This is a genomic window from Mucilaginibacter yixingensis, assembly GCF_041080815.1.
GTDB lineage: Bacteria > Bacteroidota > Bacteroidia > Sphingobacteriales > Sphingobacteriaceae > Mucilaginibacter > Mucilaginibacter yixingensis.
This window is the reverse complement of the sequence record NZ_CP160205.1, coordinates 1,160,281-1,178,322: the sequence shown is the minus strand read 5'-3', so window position 1 is coordinate 1,178,322 and position 18,042 is coordinate 1,160,281. Positions and strand designations below refer to the sequence as shown.

Sequence of the window (18,042 nt, the reverse complement as noted above, 5' to 3'; positions counted from 1 at the left end):
TTGCAAGTTGTGAATGGTGAGTATTTTTAGAAAGTACTATATTAGTTAACCAAACAAGGGTTAACTATTTAAATAAAGATGTCATCCCGAACGATAGCGAGGGATCTTTTCGATGGGGCTCTCAATTGATCGCTCCGAAAAGATCTCTCCCGATGGTCGAGATGACATTTGTTTTTTTACTTAGTCCCACCCAATGACTAATGACAGCTCAGCAAACAACCAATGAACCATCTGTAAAGCAAACCGGTATTAACCAGTTAAACTGGTTTAATAGCCTGCGTTTTATTGCCTTGCTGGCAGTCATTACTTTGCACACAGCTGCCGTGCCGCTGGGCAATTGGGGCAAAATATCGCATGAGCAATGGCAGGCTGCCAATTTTTATAATGCCCTCACCCGCTTTGCCGTTCCTGCTTTTGTGATGATTACCGGTGCATTATTACTGGGACGAGACGATGAGCTGTTCAACTTTTTGCGCAGGCGATTATTACGGGTTATTACCCCCTTCCTATTCTGGAGCCTTATTTATGTAGCCTACGGCTTTTATAACGAAGAACTCGTTAATACTCATAACTGGTGGACCAACACCAAACTGATACTGCATCAACTCAAATACGGCGCATCATATCACCTTTGGTATGTGTATATGCTTATTGGGCTTTACTTGATCATTCCAGTATTAAACAAGTTCATCCGGCATGCAACAAAGAAAGAGATCCAGTATTTTCTGGTGATGTGGTTGTCGGCCATGCTGGTTACCCAACCTTATTTACAGCGCTTTAATCCGCAGATTGATATCCGCTATTTTACCGGATACATCGGTTACCTGGTATTAGGTTATTACCTGCACCGGGTAGTAACGATAAAAATATCGCCGCTACTGTGCGGCGCGCTATTCTTCGCCTTGGTAGCGGGCATTGCCATCGGAACCAATCTTTTATATCAGCATTATAATGGCATCAGCACCCTGTTGTATGAGCCACTGAGCCCATCGGTGCTGATCCTCTCTGCCACGATGTTTTTATGGGCGATGAACTGGCCTGTTCGTCTGCCCGCCAAGCTGGCCATGGCTCGAGACTTTGTTGGCAAATACTCCTACGGCGTTTATCTGGCCCACGCACTGGTACTGCTTTTTATGCAGGACTGGGGCGGCCTCACTTATGATTATGATAACTTGAAGGGGATCGATTATCAATTGTTCAATCCCTGGCTAAGTATTCCTTTTACCGCGCTGGTGGCATTGGCCATTACATTACCATTGGTTTGGTTGCTGAGCAAAGTGCCAGTGATTGGGAAGTATATTGCTAACTGACCCATTTATAAAGATGTCATCCCGACCGTAGGAAGAGATCTTTTCGACTATGCATCGCTATTGATCGCTCCAAAAAGATCCCTCCCTACGGTCGGGATGACAGTCTAAAATTTAAAACGTTGTCGGCACGTTATTGTGCGTGTAGTTTGTCCAGCACAGAAAGCCCACGTCGCCGTTAGGCAAACCGTTGGTATCGCACACGTAGTGACTGGCAATATAATTGGTCTCGGTGGTACCGTAATGCCGGTTAGCCACCAAAATGCCCGGCCAGATAGGATTGTTTACATTGCCGCTTGGCGAACATGGTGGCGTAACCGTGCCGTGCATCAACTTGTACTGATAGTTAAAACCGGTAAGCAATCGGCTGCCACTGGCCGAGTAGATAGACAGATCGCCCTGGATACCGGCAATGTTGGCTGCATAGCTTAAACCGGTAAGCGAATATTGATAATGCACATAATCATTGTGCGAGCCGCAGATCTCGCCATTCATTGATCCATCCGAAGCGATAACCAATGGCAGCACATTAGTTACCATAGTGACGCCGTTCTGGTAAACCGTCTGGCTGTCTTCAAATATACCGATGGCCATTTTGGCGTACCCGGCAGACACATTCCAGTTGTTGTTAAAGGCAGGTACGTTGTTAATGTAGTTATCTTTCATGTTGTTCAGAAAGTTGGCAAACTGCGTATTCTCTGCCGATGTCCAGCCGGCGGCAGATCCACCTACCGGTACGTAATACTTAATAATCTCGGCCGCTGCGCAAAACGTTGGCGCCGCCCATGAAGCCTCTAACGATGCCTGATTAGGCTGAGAGCCGGTTACCGTAAAATTCTGAAAATGGCTAGCCCAACCATCCAGTATCTGCATCACCGTGGTAGCATAAGATGCTGTACCGGTTTTTGCCCAGCGCAGAGCCAGCGCGTAGCTTAGCAAAGCGTCCCCTTTAAAAGCAATTTCATCAGGCGTGGTAACCCCGCCTGCCACTTGCACACTAGCCTTATAGGCATTACTGGGGCTGTGGTTATTACAATAGTTAAGCACATACTGATAGGCCGCCAAACGGTCGGCATCATTTGAGTTAGCCTGTTGGGCTACGTAATCCAGCGTTTGTTTAGTGTTTAAAATACCGGGATGCACAAAGGGCACTGCATCAGCTTTTACCGTCGGCTGGTCTGCCGTTTTCGTAATAGTAGTGTCTGCAGATGCCGTTGCTTGCTTTTTGGTACAGTAAGCAAAAAACAGGGTTGTAAACAGTGTTAGGCCCAGCAGGGCGCCACAGGTTGTTCTTGGGTTTCTCTTCATAAGTTCAATTTGGTTTATGTGTGTGTTGCTCTGGTTCGCCAATCATGCTACATGCCGTTCAGGGTGGGCTTAAAGCCATTAATTACGCTGATAAAAAAACGGCCTTATTGATTGCCTGTTGGTTTACAGATTACTTCTTGGTTAAAACAAAATTATTGTAAAACACTGATTAAAAGCAACATACATACAGCCCAATACGCTTCACGCACAAGGATTATGATAAGATGAGGCAAGTTCTTCAACCTGAAAAAAATTTTAACTTTTTTTGAGTGATACGCTTCAGCCACAGCTAAAAGGTTACAAGAGGAAGCTTTTTAGATGATAGAATACTGACTGACTAACCTGAAAAGGGAGATTGTGGAGCATTAACAACGGCTGGGAGCCGGGCAACCTTTATTATTCACTAAAAACTACTTCATACAAAAATAAAGACCAACAACTGATAATATTTGGATACAAACTGTAGCGGAAAGTCTCTTCAAACCGTTCATTTTAAACGGACTGAATATATACACAACAGACGAAAAAATATATATAACCAATGCAAGGCCTGCAACTATCAAAAGGTTTGGTCCTTCGGCATCATTGAAAAGAAAAAACAGTATTCTGGAACAGATAAGGGCAGTTACCGCCAATATTATTAACGAACTCTTTTTTGACCTGAAATATAGATCTGTACTGTTACCCATGTCTATATTATAAGTATTTTAACAAATTTAGTAATCTTACCGCAGATTCCTTGCGCTTATATTTACCCATCTATCTTTTAACTTTTTAAAAAAATAGATACCAGCTGATTATCCGCTTAGTTATATAACCATTTAAAAATTACTATCTTGCACCTTTATACTTAAGTTTCAGAAAGAACAAGCGTGACATTCGAGGATTTTAATTTTGACTCAAGCTTGGCCGAAGGGCTACAGGCTATGGGTTATGTTACCCCCACCCCCATCCAGGCCGAGGCGATCCCGGTGGTGATGCAGGGGCATGATCTGATAGCCTGCGCACAAACAGGCACCGGCAAAACGGCATCATATCTGCTGCCCGTACTGCATAGTATTGCCGGTACAAACAAGCACCATACCGATACACTGATACTCGCCCCAACCCGCGAGCTGGCCCAGCAAATAGACCAACAGGTTGAAGGTTTGGCTTATTTTACGGGTATTAGCTCCATTGCCGTTTTTGGTGGTGGCGATGGTATTGTATATGAGCAGCAACGCAGCGCCATTAAAGCCGGCGTAAACATACTGATAGCCACTCCCGGCCGTTTGATAGCCCACCTTACTTCGGGTTTATTGAAGCTGGACAAAGTGCGTCACCTGGTACTGGATGAGGCTGACCGTATGCTGGATATGGGTTTTTATGATGATATTATCCGTATCATCCGCCACCTGCCAGCTAAGCGCCAGACGCTGCTGTTTTCTGCAACAATGCCACCGCGCATAAGGCAACTGGCCGCTACCATTTTGCACGAGCCACAGCAGATCAACATCGCCATATCAAAACCGGCAGAAGGCATCAGTCAGCAATTGTACCGCGTATTTGACGGGCAAAAAACCCCGCTGATCTTAAAAATCCTTGAAGACGGTAATTACCTGAGCACCATCATCTTCTGCTCTACAAAAGAGAAGGTGAAGATGCTGTATAAAGAACTAAAATCGGCCCATATCAAGGTGGCCGCTTTCCACTCTGATTTTAAACAGAGCGAGCGCGAAGAAGTGCTATTGCAGTTTAAAAACAAAAAGCTGCCGGTTATTGTGGGGACCGATGCCCTATCGCGTGGTATTGACGTGGAAGGTATTGACCTGGTAATTAACTACGATGCACCGCCAGACCCGGAAGATTACGTACACCGTATCGGTCGAACCGCTCGCGCGGCTACTACAGGCACCGCTATTACCCTCATCAATCATAAAGATGCGCACAAGCTGAAACGCATTGAAACGCTGATTGGCAAAACCATCCAGGAAAATCCGCTACCCGAGGAACTGGGCGAAGCGCCAAAACCAAAAACCGGCGAACACGACGACCGCCGGAAAAACAACCGCAACAACAACAATAATAAAAAACGTAAGCCATCTGGCCAGCGCAGAGAAGGTGGCGACGCCCGGCCAAAAGATGGTCAGGCTAAACCTGAAGGCGAAGCACAACCACAAACAGAAGGACAGCCTCAAAACGCAAATGGCGAGCAGCAACCCGCCAAAAAGAAAAATAACAAGAAGAAACGCTGGCCGCGCCGCAATCCTAAAAATAACGATGGCGCCCAACCAGATGCAGGAACCCAAGCAGCCTCATCTTCACCCGTATCTGAATAGTTCTGAACCGGCATGCGATTGCTTTTGCATAAGCATGCCGGCAATCTTCTCGATCAAATCGCGCTCTATAAACGGTTTCAATACAATATCATTAGCGCCGGTACGCAGATAAAGATCGCGGTCATCTTTTAGTACATTGGCTGTTAAAGCAATGATAGGCGTGTCGGCTTTCATCATGTTATGATAATCCCTGATGAGGGCCATAAACTCCAGCCCATCCATTACCGGCATCTGTATATCAGTAGCAATCAGATCGTAATCATTTTTCACAAACAGCTCATAAGCCTCGTGTCCGTTGTAAGCCACGTCACAAGTGATATTCCATTTTTTGAGAATAGTACGTGCCAGCAATATGTTCAGCTGATTATCGTCAACCACTAATAAGTGTCTGCCATTTACCTGCTCTGCCAGCTCTGCATCCGTCATCGGCTGAACTGGCTTAACCAGCCCCTCCATACTGATGTGGAACGGTAGTTCAAAACTAAATACCGAGCCCCTACCAACTTCACTAATCGCTTTAATCTTACCGCCCTGCAACTGTACGATCTTTTTACAGATAGCCAGTCCTAAACCGGTACCTTTATGGTGCGTTACCTTTTGGGCATCAGTTACCTGCGAGAATTCTTCGAAGATTAATGGCAGATCATGCTTGGCAATGCCAATACCGGTATCTTTTACGCGTATCATCACCATCACCCTGTTAGGCCCGTCGGCCTTAACAACTGCCTGTAAAAACACCTCGCCTATGGTAGTAAACTTTAACGCATTAACCATCAGGTTCATAACTACCTGCTTAAACCTCAGCATATCGCCAACCAGACAGAGATCATCATCAATCATCAGGTTACGTTTCAGCAGGATGCCTTTTTTTGCTGCCGATGGCACCATGCTGTTAAATACCTCTTCCAAAGCCTGATACGGCATAAATGACTGATTATCAAAATTCATTTTGCCGGTTTCATATTTAGAAAAGTCCAAAATTTCGTTCACCACATCAAGCAACATACGCGATGAACTGCGAATAGCGGTTACCTGCTCCTGCTGCGCAGGATTTAATTCGCTCATGCTCAACTGTTCAGAAAAACCGATGACCGAGTTTAGCGGCGTACGAATTTCATGACTCATACTGGCCATAAACTTACTTTTGGAAGTAGCGTACTGCTCTGTTTTTTCGGTATAACTAAGCAGTTGACGCTCATTATCAAAAATCTTCCAGATGTTATAAAAAACAATGACAATGAGACCGACCAGCGAGCCCAGTGTAAATCGCGAGAGCGTGCTATATTCTTTAAAAACGTCGGTAACGTTGCCGGCCAGCGCCACTTTACTATCGCGGGCATAGGCTAATTCGGTGGTTTTATATTGCTTTAAGCCCGCAATCATTTTGGTTACCAAATCATTATTAATGATGATAATTTCACGCTCATTACGCTTCAAACGATTATTAGCGTTGTAAAGCCTGCGGTAATAACCACGAGCCACTTTAGGGATGTGCGTAAAAATAGCTTTGGCCTTAACCGTAGTTTGGGTAACCGTGTCTTTCTTTATCACCACAGCAGTTATAGGTGTATCAGCGGCGATAGCTGATTGTTGTGGATTCTTTTTGCTCGAAAACACAGAAAACACACGCCCTAAAAAACCTTTACGTGGCTGCTGTACAGTTGGATTTGCGGCAGCCTGTATAGTCTTAACGGTATCATAGCTTACGGTTTGCTTAACGGTTTGCACCACCGGTACCGGGATTTTTGTTTTGGTATAGGCAAGTGTGCTGTCAATCTTAGCAGTGGTATTAATAAGACTATCGGTCAGCTGACGCAGCTCTACGTAATCATCTGTTTTACTGGCTTTTATTTGTACCAGGTTTTTCAGATCGTCTGCACTGATGCCAGCATCTTCCAGGCGTCTGATTTTTAATCGCTCAAGGATAGATGACACGGCGCCTATTTCCCGGTAAAACTTTTTCAGATAGGTTTTATCGCCGGTAAGTGCGTATAGCCTGCTATCATTATCGGCGCTGTACATATTGAACAGACAGCTGTCTATTAATGACGAATTCTCGCCAGCGGCAATAATCTTGGAAATATTTTGCTGAAGATTCTGGGTACGGTGATAATGCAAATACAATGACAACGCCCCTGAGAATAATATAAATATCAGCGCAACGATAAGGCCGTAACGTAATACGGGTATTTTATCAAATTTGTACACCATACTCCAGGTTGACAACACTGCCGCAAACGCCAACGTCCTGAAATCAACCTAACTGTTGCAAGACTTATTATTTGCAGCTCTTTTTACTATTTAAAAGATAACCTGACGTATTAAATAAGGTTTAATAATAACTATAGCTTAAAGTTGTTAACTTGAACCTTAACATATTTACAACACAAATTTCACGCAGCGTTTATCCGCTAAGAAAATCCGACGGCACTCCGCTTGTTCATTCCAACTTTCTTGTTCATTTCATTCATTTAACTTAAAGTAAAAACATCGCCAATTCTTATTCGTAGACTTAAAAAGAGAAAAAGGAAGACGAACTGGATGGGATGCAATCAACCTAAACAAAACATTTTGAAAAGGAGGGCCGTGAAAAAGCTCATTTACCTATTGATATTTTTCTTTTTAGCTACGCCAAATGCAAAAGCCTATACCTATACGTGGACTGGACTTGGCGGTTTGCTGAGCACCAGTTGGAATAATTATCTTAATTGGAGTGGAGGTCCTCTTTTTGGCCTCCCCACCAAAGATGACGACGTAATTATTCCTCCTGTAGCACTGGGCGGTCTTACCGGCGGCCTGGTATTAACCAATGCCACTATCTCATCCGGTAACAACGCTGCTTGTAAAAGTCTCACTTTTGAGAGCAATAACGTAACTTATTTGAGCAACAGCGTATCAACCATACTAACGGTAGATGGTACATTGGCAGTTGGCGGCGCTATAAAACAGACTTATAAAACCGGCACAGGGTCAACAACTATAACACTTACCGGCCAGGGAACCGTTACCTGCGCATCGCTCAGTGTGGGTGATAATAGCACTACTCCAAGTCCGACGGTTACCAGTTCTACCATATTTGACACCAATGTATCAAAGCTAACTGTTACGGGCGCCACTACGGTTAACTCTTACGGCAACTCAAACGGTGCTTATAGTGGTGTATTTTATGTTACCAACGATAATACCAGCACAACATCTGCAAACCTAACAACGGGCAGCCTGGCTTTGGTAACACCTAGCTCAAACGCTACATCAAACATTGCTTTGTTAAATAATTCTGCCAGTAGCACAGCAAATGGTATTAATCTAAAGCTAACAGACCCATCGCCTATTAGCATACCAACCACGCCGTACGGCACTATTGATCTTTATAAAGTTACAGGAAGCAACACTGGTAGCATTAAAGTTGAGTATGCTGCAACAAGTGGCTCGCAACAAATAGTTTATACTGCTGCAACGAGCGGGCTGGATACATCGCCAGCGCTTTACCAGGACATTACTTTCTCGGGTACCGTTACCAAACAGTTTAACTCAGGCGCCGTCACCATAAACGGCAACTGGACATCTAAAAACGGAAAGGTAAATGCCACAACCAACAGCCCGTCTATTTCTTTTCAGGGCAGCAGCGCTCAAACACTGGCAGATTCGGCAAGCAATAGCGGCACCGGCATGTTATTTAAAACCGTGGGGTTCTCTGGTGGTGGCACCAAAACCATCTCAAACAGCATGGGTGGTACCAGCATTTTTTCGGTATCTGCCAAGGGCACGCTTACCATGGGCTCAAATACTACACTAACCGTAGGCAGCACCGGCAAACTCATATTGGTATCAGATGGTACGGGCGATGCAACGGTAGCAACCATTCCATCCACATCCGCTATCACGGGCACGGTGAATGTGCAACGCTTTTTTAAAAATGGCACCGTTGCCGCAAATACACGCAACTACCGCTTGCTGTCATCAGCAGTAAATACCAGCGGGGCAATGTTGCTTAATTACCTTAATAACACTCCGGGGGTTTTTACTGGCGGGCCCAGTGGCTCTACCAATGGTTTTACGGTAACCAGCGCTAATTCCACTATTTATCTATACAAAGAAAATCTGTCATCAAGCAATGCGTCATTCAACTCGGGCAATTTTAAAGGTGTTACAAAAATTACCAGCAGCACAATCAACGTATATAACAACGCAGGCACTGCAGATACTACCGTAACGCTTTATCCCGCCAATGGCTTTATGCTTTATTATGCCGGCAACAACGTTAGCAACCTTACCAACAAGCAAACCCGGGTAAACGGCGTATATGCAGATCCGGATAGCGCAACCACAACCGGTTCGGGCACGCTTAACCAAGGACCCGTAACCGCAAAATTGTGGTGGAACAACAGTACCACGCTTTCATACACCAAAAGCTTTTACAACCTTGCAGGCAACCCCTACCCATCGGCTATTGACTGGGATACTTTCTCTAACTCATCCAGTTCGGCCGCTATTTACGGGCCCGGCGTAAGCAGCAGCATCTATGTTTATAACTATACTAACAAAAACTATGGTATTTATCAAACCGGAACGGCCGGCGGCATAGGCACCAATAATGCTACCCGGTATATTGCCACGGGGCAGGGCTTTTTTGTACAAACCACATCTAATACGGCTTCGCTCACATTCACAGAGTCGGCCAAAACAGGTAACCAACCGGCATCGTTAGGATCATCATATTTACTGATGGGGCTACCAGTACAAGCCGCTGCCAGCCCACAGTATTTGCGCGTACGTTTAGCTAAGGATAGTGTCAATTATGACGAGTCTATCATCACCTTTGAAAGTGATGCCAGCAATGATTATGAAAACGGAAAAGACGCCCCCCGACTGGATGGAATGGGCAACGTTGCCACCCTGGCCACTTATGACTCGGGAAAAACGCAAATGCTGGCCATTAACCATTTGCACAGTATTGATGCCACAAGCCGGGTAAAATTATATGTGGGTATGACAGGAACCGCAAGCCTGGACACGCTCAACATCACCGGCTTTTCCAGCCTCGACAAGCGTTTTGACGTGTTTTTGATTGATCATTATAAAAAAGACTCGTTGCAGATTAGTCTGTACAACAAGTATATGTTCAATATCCGGCCAGATAGTGCGGCCAGCTATGGAGCAGATCGCTTTGAGTTGGTATTTCACCCCAAAGGCGACTACAATTACCGCCTGCTTAGCTTTACCGGCAAGCCGGCCAACAGCACCATACAACTCAACTGGCAAACAGAGCGCGAGCAAAATCTTACCAGCTTTACCATCCAAAAGGCCGACGGTACATCTACCTACATGCCTGTTTATAATTTACAAAGTGACGGGAATGGCAAATACAGTTATATTGATAAAACCCCTACAGCGGGCGCCAACCATTACCGGTTGATACAGAATGATCCGTTTGGCAAAATTAGCAGCACAGATCTTACCGTTAACTTTACTGCCCCAACAACTGCAGAACAACAGGCCCTGAGCATTTACCCAAACCCGGTTGCTACGCAGATGAACGTAAAAATCAATGCCAATAATATTCCGGCCTATGTGGCACTCAAAGTACTGAACCTGAACGGGCAGACACTGATCCGCTCGGTACAGGATGGTGAAAACATCCAGCAAAACACCAGTTCGCTGATGCCGGGAGTTTACATTGTAGAGATAACCGATGATAAAACCAAGCAACTGATCGGTCGGACCAAGATTACCAAACCATAAAATTTTCAGGGGCAATTACTTTTCAAGGCAGATGCGCGGCGAGCGGGTATCTGCTTTTTTGTTTAAAATCTAAAAACATTTATGTAACCATTTGGTTTCTTATTTATATTTGTAACCGAATGGTTTTATATTTTTTATGAGAAGGGACGTTTTCCAGGCAATTGCCGATCCAACACGCAGGCAAATTATTGGTATGCTGACGCACCAGCAGCTAAACCTGAACAGCATTGCAGATCATTTTGAGATGAGCAGACCTGCCGTGTCTAAGCATATTAAAATACTTACTCAATGCGGCCTCATTACCATCAAGCAACAGGGACGCGACCGATATTGCAGCGCCAATTGTAACCGGTTAAGTGAGGTGGCCGATTGGGTTGAGCAATACCGCACGTTTTGGAACAGCAAACTGGATGCCCTGGATAAATTTCTGACCGATAACAAATCATCAATATAAAAACTATGGCAACAGCAGCAAACAACGGCCCGCTGGTGGTAGAACGCACTTACAACGCGCCTGTAAAAGCCGTTTGGGAAGCGCTAACCAACAACGCCCAAATGAAACAATGGTACTTTGACCTGAAAGAGTTTAAAGCCGAGCCCGGCTTTGAGTTTGAGTTTAGCGGCGGCCCGCCAGAGAAAAGCTACCTGCACAAATGTGTGGTTAAAGAGGTTATCCCTTTCAAAAAACTATCACACAGCTGGCGCTACGATGGTTACGAAGGTAACTCGCTGGTAACGTGGGAACTGTTTGACGACGGCGATAAAACCACCGTTAGGTTAACCCATACTGGCTTACACACCTTCCCTACTCATCCTGATTTTGCGCGCAGCAACTTCGAGGCTGGCTGGAATCATATTCTCGGTACCAGCTTGAAAGATTTTGTGGGGCAAACGGCATAGTCAGTTTTTTGTAGTAAAAAACACATTAATGTAACGTTAACTATTCAATAACAGATATTACACCTATTTTTGTGTAGAAATTATTGGATTATGAAACCTGGCGATAAAGTAGTTTGTATTGATGCCTCTATCGATGCCGACAAAGCTGAAGAGATTAAAAAGGATTTTGAGATCTGGGTAACAAAAGACAAAGAGTATACCATTCGCGAAATACTGGATAATAACGGTATTGTGCCTGGTTTACTGCTGGACGAGATTCATAACTTTCCCAAATACTTCAAACTGATAGACCGTTTCCAGGAGCCGGCCTTTGCCCTGTGGCGTTTTAGAAAACTAAACTACGCTGTTCAAAGCGAAGCCGAAGAACACGAAGAAGAACTGGTACGGGTAAAACCTGAAGAACTGGTAAATAAATAAGAAACAGTAACGCCTCCCAAAAAGAGGCGTTTTTATTTTGTGCACCGGGGCAGGCAAAATCCGAAATTGAACATCCGAAGTCCGAAATCAAACCAGCGCCTTCGGTATCGCATCAATTAGCTTGCGGGTATAAGCCGATTGCGGGTGATGATACACGTCCTCAGGATCGCCCAACTCTTCAATACGGCCGCGACTCATGACCATCATCCGGTCTGAGATATGTTTGATGACCGACAGATCATGCGAGATAAAAATATAAGTCAGATTAAAATCGTGCTGTAACTCGCGCAGCAAGTTTAATACCTGTGCCTGCACCGATACATCCAGCGCCGAAACCGATTCATCACAAATAATAAATTTAGGCTGCAAAGCCAGCGCCCGGGCTATCACAATACGTTGCCTTTGCCCGCCCGAAAACTCATGCGGGTACCGGTTAAAGTGCACTTTATCCAACTTCACACGCTCCAATAGTTCCATTACCTTTTTACGGCGGCCTGCATCGCTATCATACAAACCATGTACCTGTAGGGGCTCCATTAGCGATTGCCCGATAGTGAGGCGCGGATTGAGCGAGGAATATGGATCCTGAAAAATTAATTGAAGATCACGCCGCATCGCCCTCATTGACGACTTGTCCAGCTGGCGCAAGTCTTGTCCGTTGAATATAACCTGGCCGTTTGTGGGCTCTATCAGCCTTAAAATACTACGACCTAGGGTAGTTTTACCACAACCAGATTCGCCAGCCAGGCCTAATGTTTCACCGGGATAAACATCAAAGCTCACATCATCTACTGCTTTAACCACATCGTGGCTTTTACCAAACAAGCCAGTGCTTACCGGGAACCAGGTACTTAAATTCCGGACGCGTAATAGCGGCTCTTTACCGTAAAGTTCTTTTCTGCGATCACTGATCTCAGTCGCCGGGTAATGATAACGCTCTCGGATATTACGGATGCTCTCATGCTTGCCATGCTCGTCCTCCTTTAAAAAATCAGCAACCGTGGGCAGCATCTTCAATTGTAACTCCGGCGATGGCCGACAAGCCAGTAAGCCACGCGTATATGGTTGTTGCGGATGATGAAAGATGGTGCGAATATCTCCCTGCTCCACTATTTCGCCATGATACATCACAGCAACCCGATCGGCAATTTCGCTTATTACGCCCAGATCATGCGAGATGAAAATCAGGCTCATCTTACGCTCTGCTTTGAGTTTAAGCAGCAGTTCTATGATGGCTTTCTGAACCGTTACGTCGAGCGCCGTGGTGGGCTCGTCGGCTATCAATATTTCCGGATTGCAGCTGAGCGCCATGGCAATCATCACGCGCTGTTTTTGTCCGCCTGAAAGCTGGTGTGGATAGCTATCAAAAATAGCCTCGGGGCGCGGCAGTTGCACTTCGTTAAAAAGATCGATAGTGGTTTTCCGGGCCGCCTGTTTATCCAAACGGAGATGCAAGCGAATAGCCTCGGCTACCTGCGCTCCGCAAGTAAACACTGGATTGAGCGAGGTCATAGGTTCCTGGAAGATCATAGCCAGACGATTGCCGCGCAGGTCTCGCATTTCTTTTTCGGGCAGGTTCAGTAGATCAAGCCCCTCCAGCACTACGCTGCCGCTGATGTGCGCCGATTTTTCATCCAGCAAACGCATCAAAGCCAGCGAGGTTACAGACTTGCCAGAGCCTGACTCTCCTACTATGCCCAAGGTTTCACCTTGCTGCAATTGGAACGACACGCCTTTCACCGCATCGAACATGCCGCCTTGCGATTGGAAGGAAACTTTCAGATTTTCTACCTTCAGCATGCGGGCTCTACAATTACAATGTTTTCTTCAGGGATCAAATCCTGGCACCGGAAACGGCGAAGCAACTGTGCTGTTGCAATCACGTCTTTCTGGCAATAGGTACAGATACGGCCCAATTGGTTCAGGTTCCAATATACGTGGCCAACCTGACTGCCATCAATATCATCTTTAGGCGTGGGGATATCAAAAATAGCGGCAAGCAAACTAAGTGATGTGTAGTTTTTATAGTCGCCAAACTTCCAGATCTCCATGGTATCAATATGGTAAACCTCCCACGGCTTTTTGCCCGACAGTTGCAACTGCGGCGGGATCTGTATGCCATGAATCAGCATGCGGCGACAGATGTACGGAAAGTCAAACTCCTTTCCATTATGCGCGCACAGCACCAAATTCTGCGGCTGATCACGCAGTACCTGTGCAAAGCGCACCAACAATTCGCGCTCATCATGCCCTGCGAAGGATTTTACCCTGAAGCCTGCCGGTTGCCCCTTGGTAAACACCCCGGCAGAGATGCAGATGATCTTACCAAACTCGGCCCAGATACCGGCACGCTCATAAAACGCATCTGGCGTTTCTTCTTTACGCTGATGCTGGGTCTTTAGCGCCCACAAATGCTGCATCTGTTCTGGCAATTCCTCATAGCTGCTGTATTGCGGCACGGTTTCAATATCAATCACCATCAGGTTTTGCAGATCAAGGTTTTCCAGCATGGGCGTAAGTTTGATCTGCAAAATAGTAAAATAAGAACCAGGATTGAACGAATTTTAAGGATTGACGGGATTTTGACTATATCCTATGACGGCGGCCAGAGGCCGCGGGATAGTCGTCACTCGGCTGGAGCCGAGCGACTGCGTAGAGGGTAGATCATTTAATAGAATTTATACCGTAAATCATAACATCATTGCAGTCGCTCGCGTCTTCGCGAGTGACGACTATCCCCCGGCCTCTGGCCGCCGTCATACCTCTTTATAACAAAAAAAGGCACGGCTGAACGCCGTGCCTTTGGGATAAAGATGAATCAATAATAGTTATATCCCCTTATTTGTTTGGTGAAGGTGCTTTGTTATTTACTCAGCAGACCGTCAAGCGTTACAGACGCGTAGTAGATGGCGCCGATAGTTGGGCCGCCAGCGTACTGGATGTAGCGTTTGTTCAGCAAATCTGAGCCGCCAAATTTAAAGGTGGCGTTGTACACAGGCACTTTAAGTGTTACCTGCGCATCGATCGTATTGATAGCAGGCACTTTGCCGGTTACCAGCGGGCTCTCCCACAGGTAAGCCTCCTGCCATTTGTACACAATGTTGAAACCTACGTTTTTAATAAACTCACGGTTTCCGAAAGATAAATTGGTGGTCCACTCTGGTGTGTTAAAGCCAGTCACAAAAATATCTGACGAGGTTTGTGCTTTCATCTTGTTAAAGCTCACGTTACCTGATACGGTATATCGCTTATAAAAGTTATAGCTAACACCTGCAGATGAACCAAAGTTGTTATAAATATTTTGCGCGTTAGTGTAAACACGGTAGCGGCTCTGGCCCTGGCTGGCAGCGTTATTAGCCGAACCTGTTGTAGGGTCGCGGTTAACATCCAGCATTGATAATACAGCGGCGTCAGTACCCACGGTAGTACCGTTTGGCACAAATACCTGCACCTGGCCTAAGAAACCGTTGTAACGGTTGGTGTAGGCATCAATATCAACAAATACTTTGTTATCAAACAGGATGCCTTTGTAACCCACCTCGAAAGATGTGATTTGCTCCGGACGGGCTTCTGGCAGGTTAGCTACTTTCAGTAAGCCACGGTTAGCCAGTGCTGTAGCATCTGTACCGCTGGCCGCACCCGGTGCTGCGTTAACAGCAGCATTAAAGTTAGCTACTGATGTTTGGGTGTAGCTGTTGTTCAGATAACCCAAACCATCATTAATAAATGGCAAGCTACCCACACGTTTTACGCGACCGTTGTTAACATAAGACAAGGCTTCGAACAACGACGGGAAACGGTAGCCGTTCTGGAAGGTGAAACGGAAGTTATGCTGCTCGGTCGGCGAGTATACAGCTGCCAAACGCGGGGTAAACTTCGGATCGAAATATGGGTTATAATCGCCGCGGATAGAACCGAACAGTTTCAGTTTTTCGTCAAAGAAAGTTTTGGTTACCTGGGCAAAACCGCCGTATTTTTTGTACAAAACATCTTTACCAAAAGTACCGTCAGGCAACTCCTTATTACGATCAGCAATCGGGCGGCTAAAGTCTACAAAGTTATTACCGTCAGGGATGATCTGATAGATGCGCGTATCGGCCCCTACCAACAGGTCAAATATTTTCACTTTGCTGGTCAGGTCCCACTGCGCCTCGGCATTGTACATGTGGCTTCTTTGGATCAAAGCTGCACCACCGGTTACCGGAGCATCAGGAATCTGGGCCGATTTGATATCCCAGTTATTGATACCGATGATCGTCTTTTTCAAATCGTTAAACGCAGCAGTACCCGGTTCTACCCTACCCGCATCAGCCGCAGTACGCGCAGCAATAGTTGCTGCAGCCAGGTTAGCCGACGTTAAACCACCGTGTGATGAAGCGTAGGCATCCAGCGCGTTTTTGTAAAGCGTACCCCAGGCCGAGTTGCTGGCGTGGTTCAAATCCAGGTTATCTGCCAGTGGCTTTACGTTGTAAGAGTTACCGGTGTTTTCAATAGACTCATACGCACGTACCTGGAAGGTTTTGCCCACCAACTCCAGTTTGTGATTCTGCACGGTAGCGCCGTTCAACGATATTTTGTTACCGCGTTGAAAAACGCCATCCATACGGCCGTAGCGGTATGCGTAAGAAAGTGTAGTTGTAGGGTTAAGTTTGTAAGAGAAAGTACCGTCAAATTTAAGGTTGGCTACTTTAGGGTCAACCAGGTCAACCTCGTTGTAGCCAGTACGGGCCACCAACAGGTTAGGGCGGGCAACGCCGTTAACAGTGATGCCTTTAATTACTACAGTGTTACTGCCGGCCAGGGCGTCATCGCCATATTTGTTCCAGCCGTCGTAAGCTGCGTTGGCTGCACCTGTCAGTTCAGGATAAGCCGGGTTAGCGGTTTTCAGGTTCTGCGGATTTTGGTCGGCAATGGTGTTAGACTGCCAATCCTGTCCCTGCATGTAGCTAAAGTTTACTTTGAAGGCAAATTTATCATTGAACGCCTTGGCATAACGGAAGGCATCCTCTGTAATAATGCTCGGGCGCACACCAATACCATCTACGTGGTTGGCACCTGTGCGGTGGTAAAAGCTTAATCCCTGATATTTAAATGGATCTTTAGTAGTTAAGTTGGCCAGGCCGTTCAGTGCGTTGGTGCCGTAAAGGGCGGCCGCAGCTCCCGGAGTAATCTCTATACTGGCAACGTCCAATTCAGTCGGACCAATAGCATTACCCAGTGGCACACCTAATGTGGCCGACTGCATATCTACCCCATCAGTCAACTGCATAAAACGGAAGTTGTTCGGGCTGTTAAAACCACGGGTGTTTGGCACTTTAAGCGTTAAGCTGGTGGTGGTCATTTGCACGCCTTTTACATTCTCCAAAGCATCATAAAAGCTTGGACCAGGCGATTGCTTCAATGAGCGGATATCCAGCTTCTCAATAGCTACCGGCGATTTCATCAGCTTTTCTTCCCTGCGCGATGCGGTAACTACTACCTCATTGATCAACAGTGATTGCTGAGAAAGGCGGATATTAAGCGGATCTGTAGTGTTTTTAATCAAAAACTCTTGTGTTTGGTAACCTACTGCCGAGAACACCAACGTGTAAGGCAATTTAGCGCTGGTAGTTAAATGGAACTTACCGGCGGTGTCTGTACTGGTACCATGGGTGGTGCCTTTAATGGCAATGGTAGCACCTATAATAGCTTCTTGCTTATCGTCCACAATTTTACCACTCAAAATGTATGAGCCGTTCAACTGCGCAAAGCTGAACAGTGGTGCGAAGACAAAAAAGAGTAAAGCAATACTACGATTGTTTTTAAAAATTTTCATGAATAAGAAGGGTATGGTATTAATTGTGATTATATCTGTTAACTGATCTGTGGGGCATTATTCAGCAACAGCAGCACATGGGGAAAGTAAAAATTTGTTTCATTCTATATAATGTCTACCGATTTAGTAGTACAAAAGTAGACAAAATGCTAAGGAGTACAAGAAATATTTTCAATTAGTTTTTAACTAATTGAAAATCAAATACTTTTAAATAAAATCCATCGAACTAAACTGG

General features: G+C 45.7%; 11 protein-coding genes. 6 read left to right on the top strand and 5 right to left on the bottom strand.

Annotated features, from left to right (window positions below):
* Nucleotides 1-200 precede the first annotated feature (200 nt).
* The gene (locus ABZR88_RS04910; RefSeq protein ID WP_107831225.1) at nucleotides 201-1,310 is read left to right on the top strand and encodes an acyltransferase; all 1,110 of its coding nucleotides are present in this window, start codon (nucleotides 201-203) and stop codon (nucleotides 1,308-1,310) included.
* A 111-nt stretch (nucleotides 1,311-1,421) separates the two neighbouring features.
* Here ABZR88_RS04910 and ABZR88_RS04905 read toward each other — a convergent pair whose 3' ends face one another.
* Nucleotides 1,422-2,615 carry an alginate lyase family protein gene (locus ABZR88_RS04905; RefSeq protein ID WP_146166608.1) on the bottom strand — a complete coding sequence of 398 codons (1,194 nt, stop codon included), beginning with the start codon at nucleotides 2,613-2,615 and terminating at the stop codon, nucleotides 1,422-1,424.
* A gap of 872 nt (nucleotides 2,616-3,487) precedes the next feature.
* Between ABZR88_RS04905 and ABZR88_RS04900 the strand changes: the two genes are divergently transcribed.
* A complete protein-coding gene (locus ABZR88_RS04900; RefSeq protein WP_211309873.1) occupies nucleotides 3,488-4,933 on the top strand; it encodes a DEAD/DEAH box helicase in 1,446 nt (481 codons plus the stop codon).
* On the opposite strand, the gene ABZR88_RS04895 is transcribed toward ABZR88_RS04900, so the two are convergent.
* Nucleotides 4,916-7,144: an ATP-binding protein gene (locus ABZR88_RS04895; protein ID WP_107831217.1), complete on the bottom strand. Its 2,229-nt coding sequence runs from the start codon at nucleotides 7,142-7,144 to the stop codon at nucleotides 4,916-4,918. The two genes, ABZR88_RS04900 and ABZR88_RS04895, sit on opposite strands and share 18 nt — an antisense overlap.
* A gap of 360 nt (nucleotides 7,145-7,504) precedes the next feature.
* On the opposite strand from ABZR88_RS04895, the gene ABZR88_RS04890 reads away from it, so the two are divergent.
* The 4 genes from ABZR88_RS04890 to ABZR88_RS04875 all read left to right on the top strand — a co-directional run bounded on the left by ABZR88_RS04890 (nucleotide 7,505) and on the right by ABZR88_RS04875 (nucleotide 11,992).
* Nucleotides 7,505-10,675, top strand: a complete 3,171-nt coding sequence (locus ABZR88_RS04890; RefSeq protein ID WP_170113684.1) for a T9SS type A sorting domain-containing protein — start codon at nucleotides 7,505-7,507, stop codon at nucleotides 10,673-10,675.
* Nucleotides 10,676-10,811: 136 nt separating this feature from the next.
* Nucleotides 10,812-11,129 carry a helix-turn-helix transcriptional regulator gene (locus ABZR88_RS04885; RefSeq protein WP_107831214.1) on the top strand — a complete coding sequence of 106 codons (318 nt, stop codon included), beginning with the start codon at nucleotides 10,812-10,814 and terminating at the stop codon, nucleotides 11,127-11,129.
* A gap of 5 nt (nucleotides 11,130-11,134) precedes the next feature.
* A complete protein-coding gene (locus tag ABZR88_RS04880) occupies nucleotides 11,135-11,575 on the top strand; it encodes an SRPBCC domain-containing protein (protein ID WP_107831212.1) in 441 nt (146 codons plus the stop codon).
* Between the two features lie 90 nt (nucleotides 11,576-11,665).
* Complete coding sequence (locus ABZR88_RS04875; RefSeq protein ID WP_107831210.1) at nucleotides 11,666-11,992, top strand: hypothetical protein; 327 nt, start codon at nucleotides 11,666-11,668, stop codon at nucleotides 11,990-11,992.
* Between the two features lie 87 nt (nucleotides 11,993-12,079).
* Here ABZR88_RS04875 and ABZR88_RS04870 read toward each other — a convergent pair whose 3' ends face one another.
* The 3 genes from ABZR88_RS04870 to ABZR88_RS04860 form a co-directional block, all read right to left on the bottom strand.
* The gene (locus tag ABZR88_RS04870) at nucleotides 12,080-13,792 is read right to left on the bottom strand and encodes an ABC transporter ATP-binding protein (RefSeq protein WP_107831208.1); all 1,713 of its coding nucleotides are present in this window, start codon (nucleotides 13,790-13,792) and stop codon (nucleotides 12,080-12,082) included.
* Nucleotides 13,786-14,523 (bottom strand): 3'-5' exonuclease, encoded by a 738-nt coding sequence (locus ABZR88_RS04865; RefSeq protein WP_245917114.1) that lies wholly within the window; start codon nucleotides 14,521-14,523, stop codon nucleotides 13,786-13,788. Before ABZR88_RS04865 ends, ABZR88_RS04870 begins: the two co-directional genes overlap by 7 nt.
* 332 nt (nucleotides 14,524-14,855) lie before the next feature.
* Entirely contained in the window at nucleotides 14,856-17,807 is a 2,952-nt protein-coding gene (locus ABZR88_RS04860; protein WP_107831204.1) for a TonB-dependent receptor, read from the bottom strand.
* Between the last annotated feature and the right edge of the window lie 235 nt (nucleotides 17,808-18,042).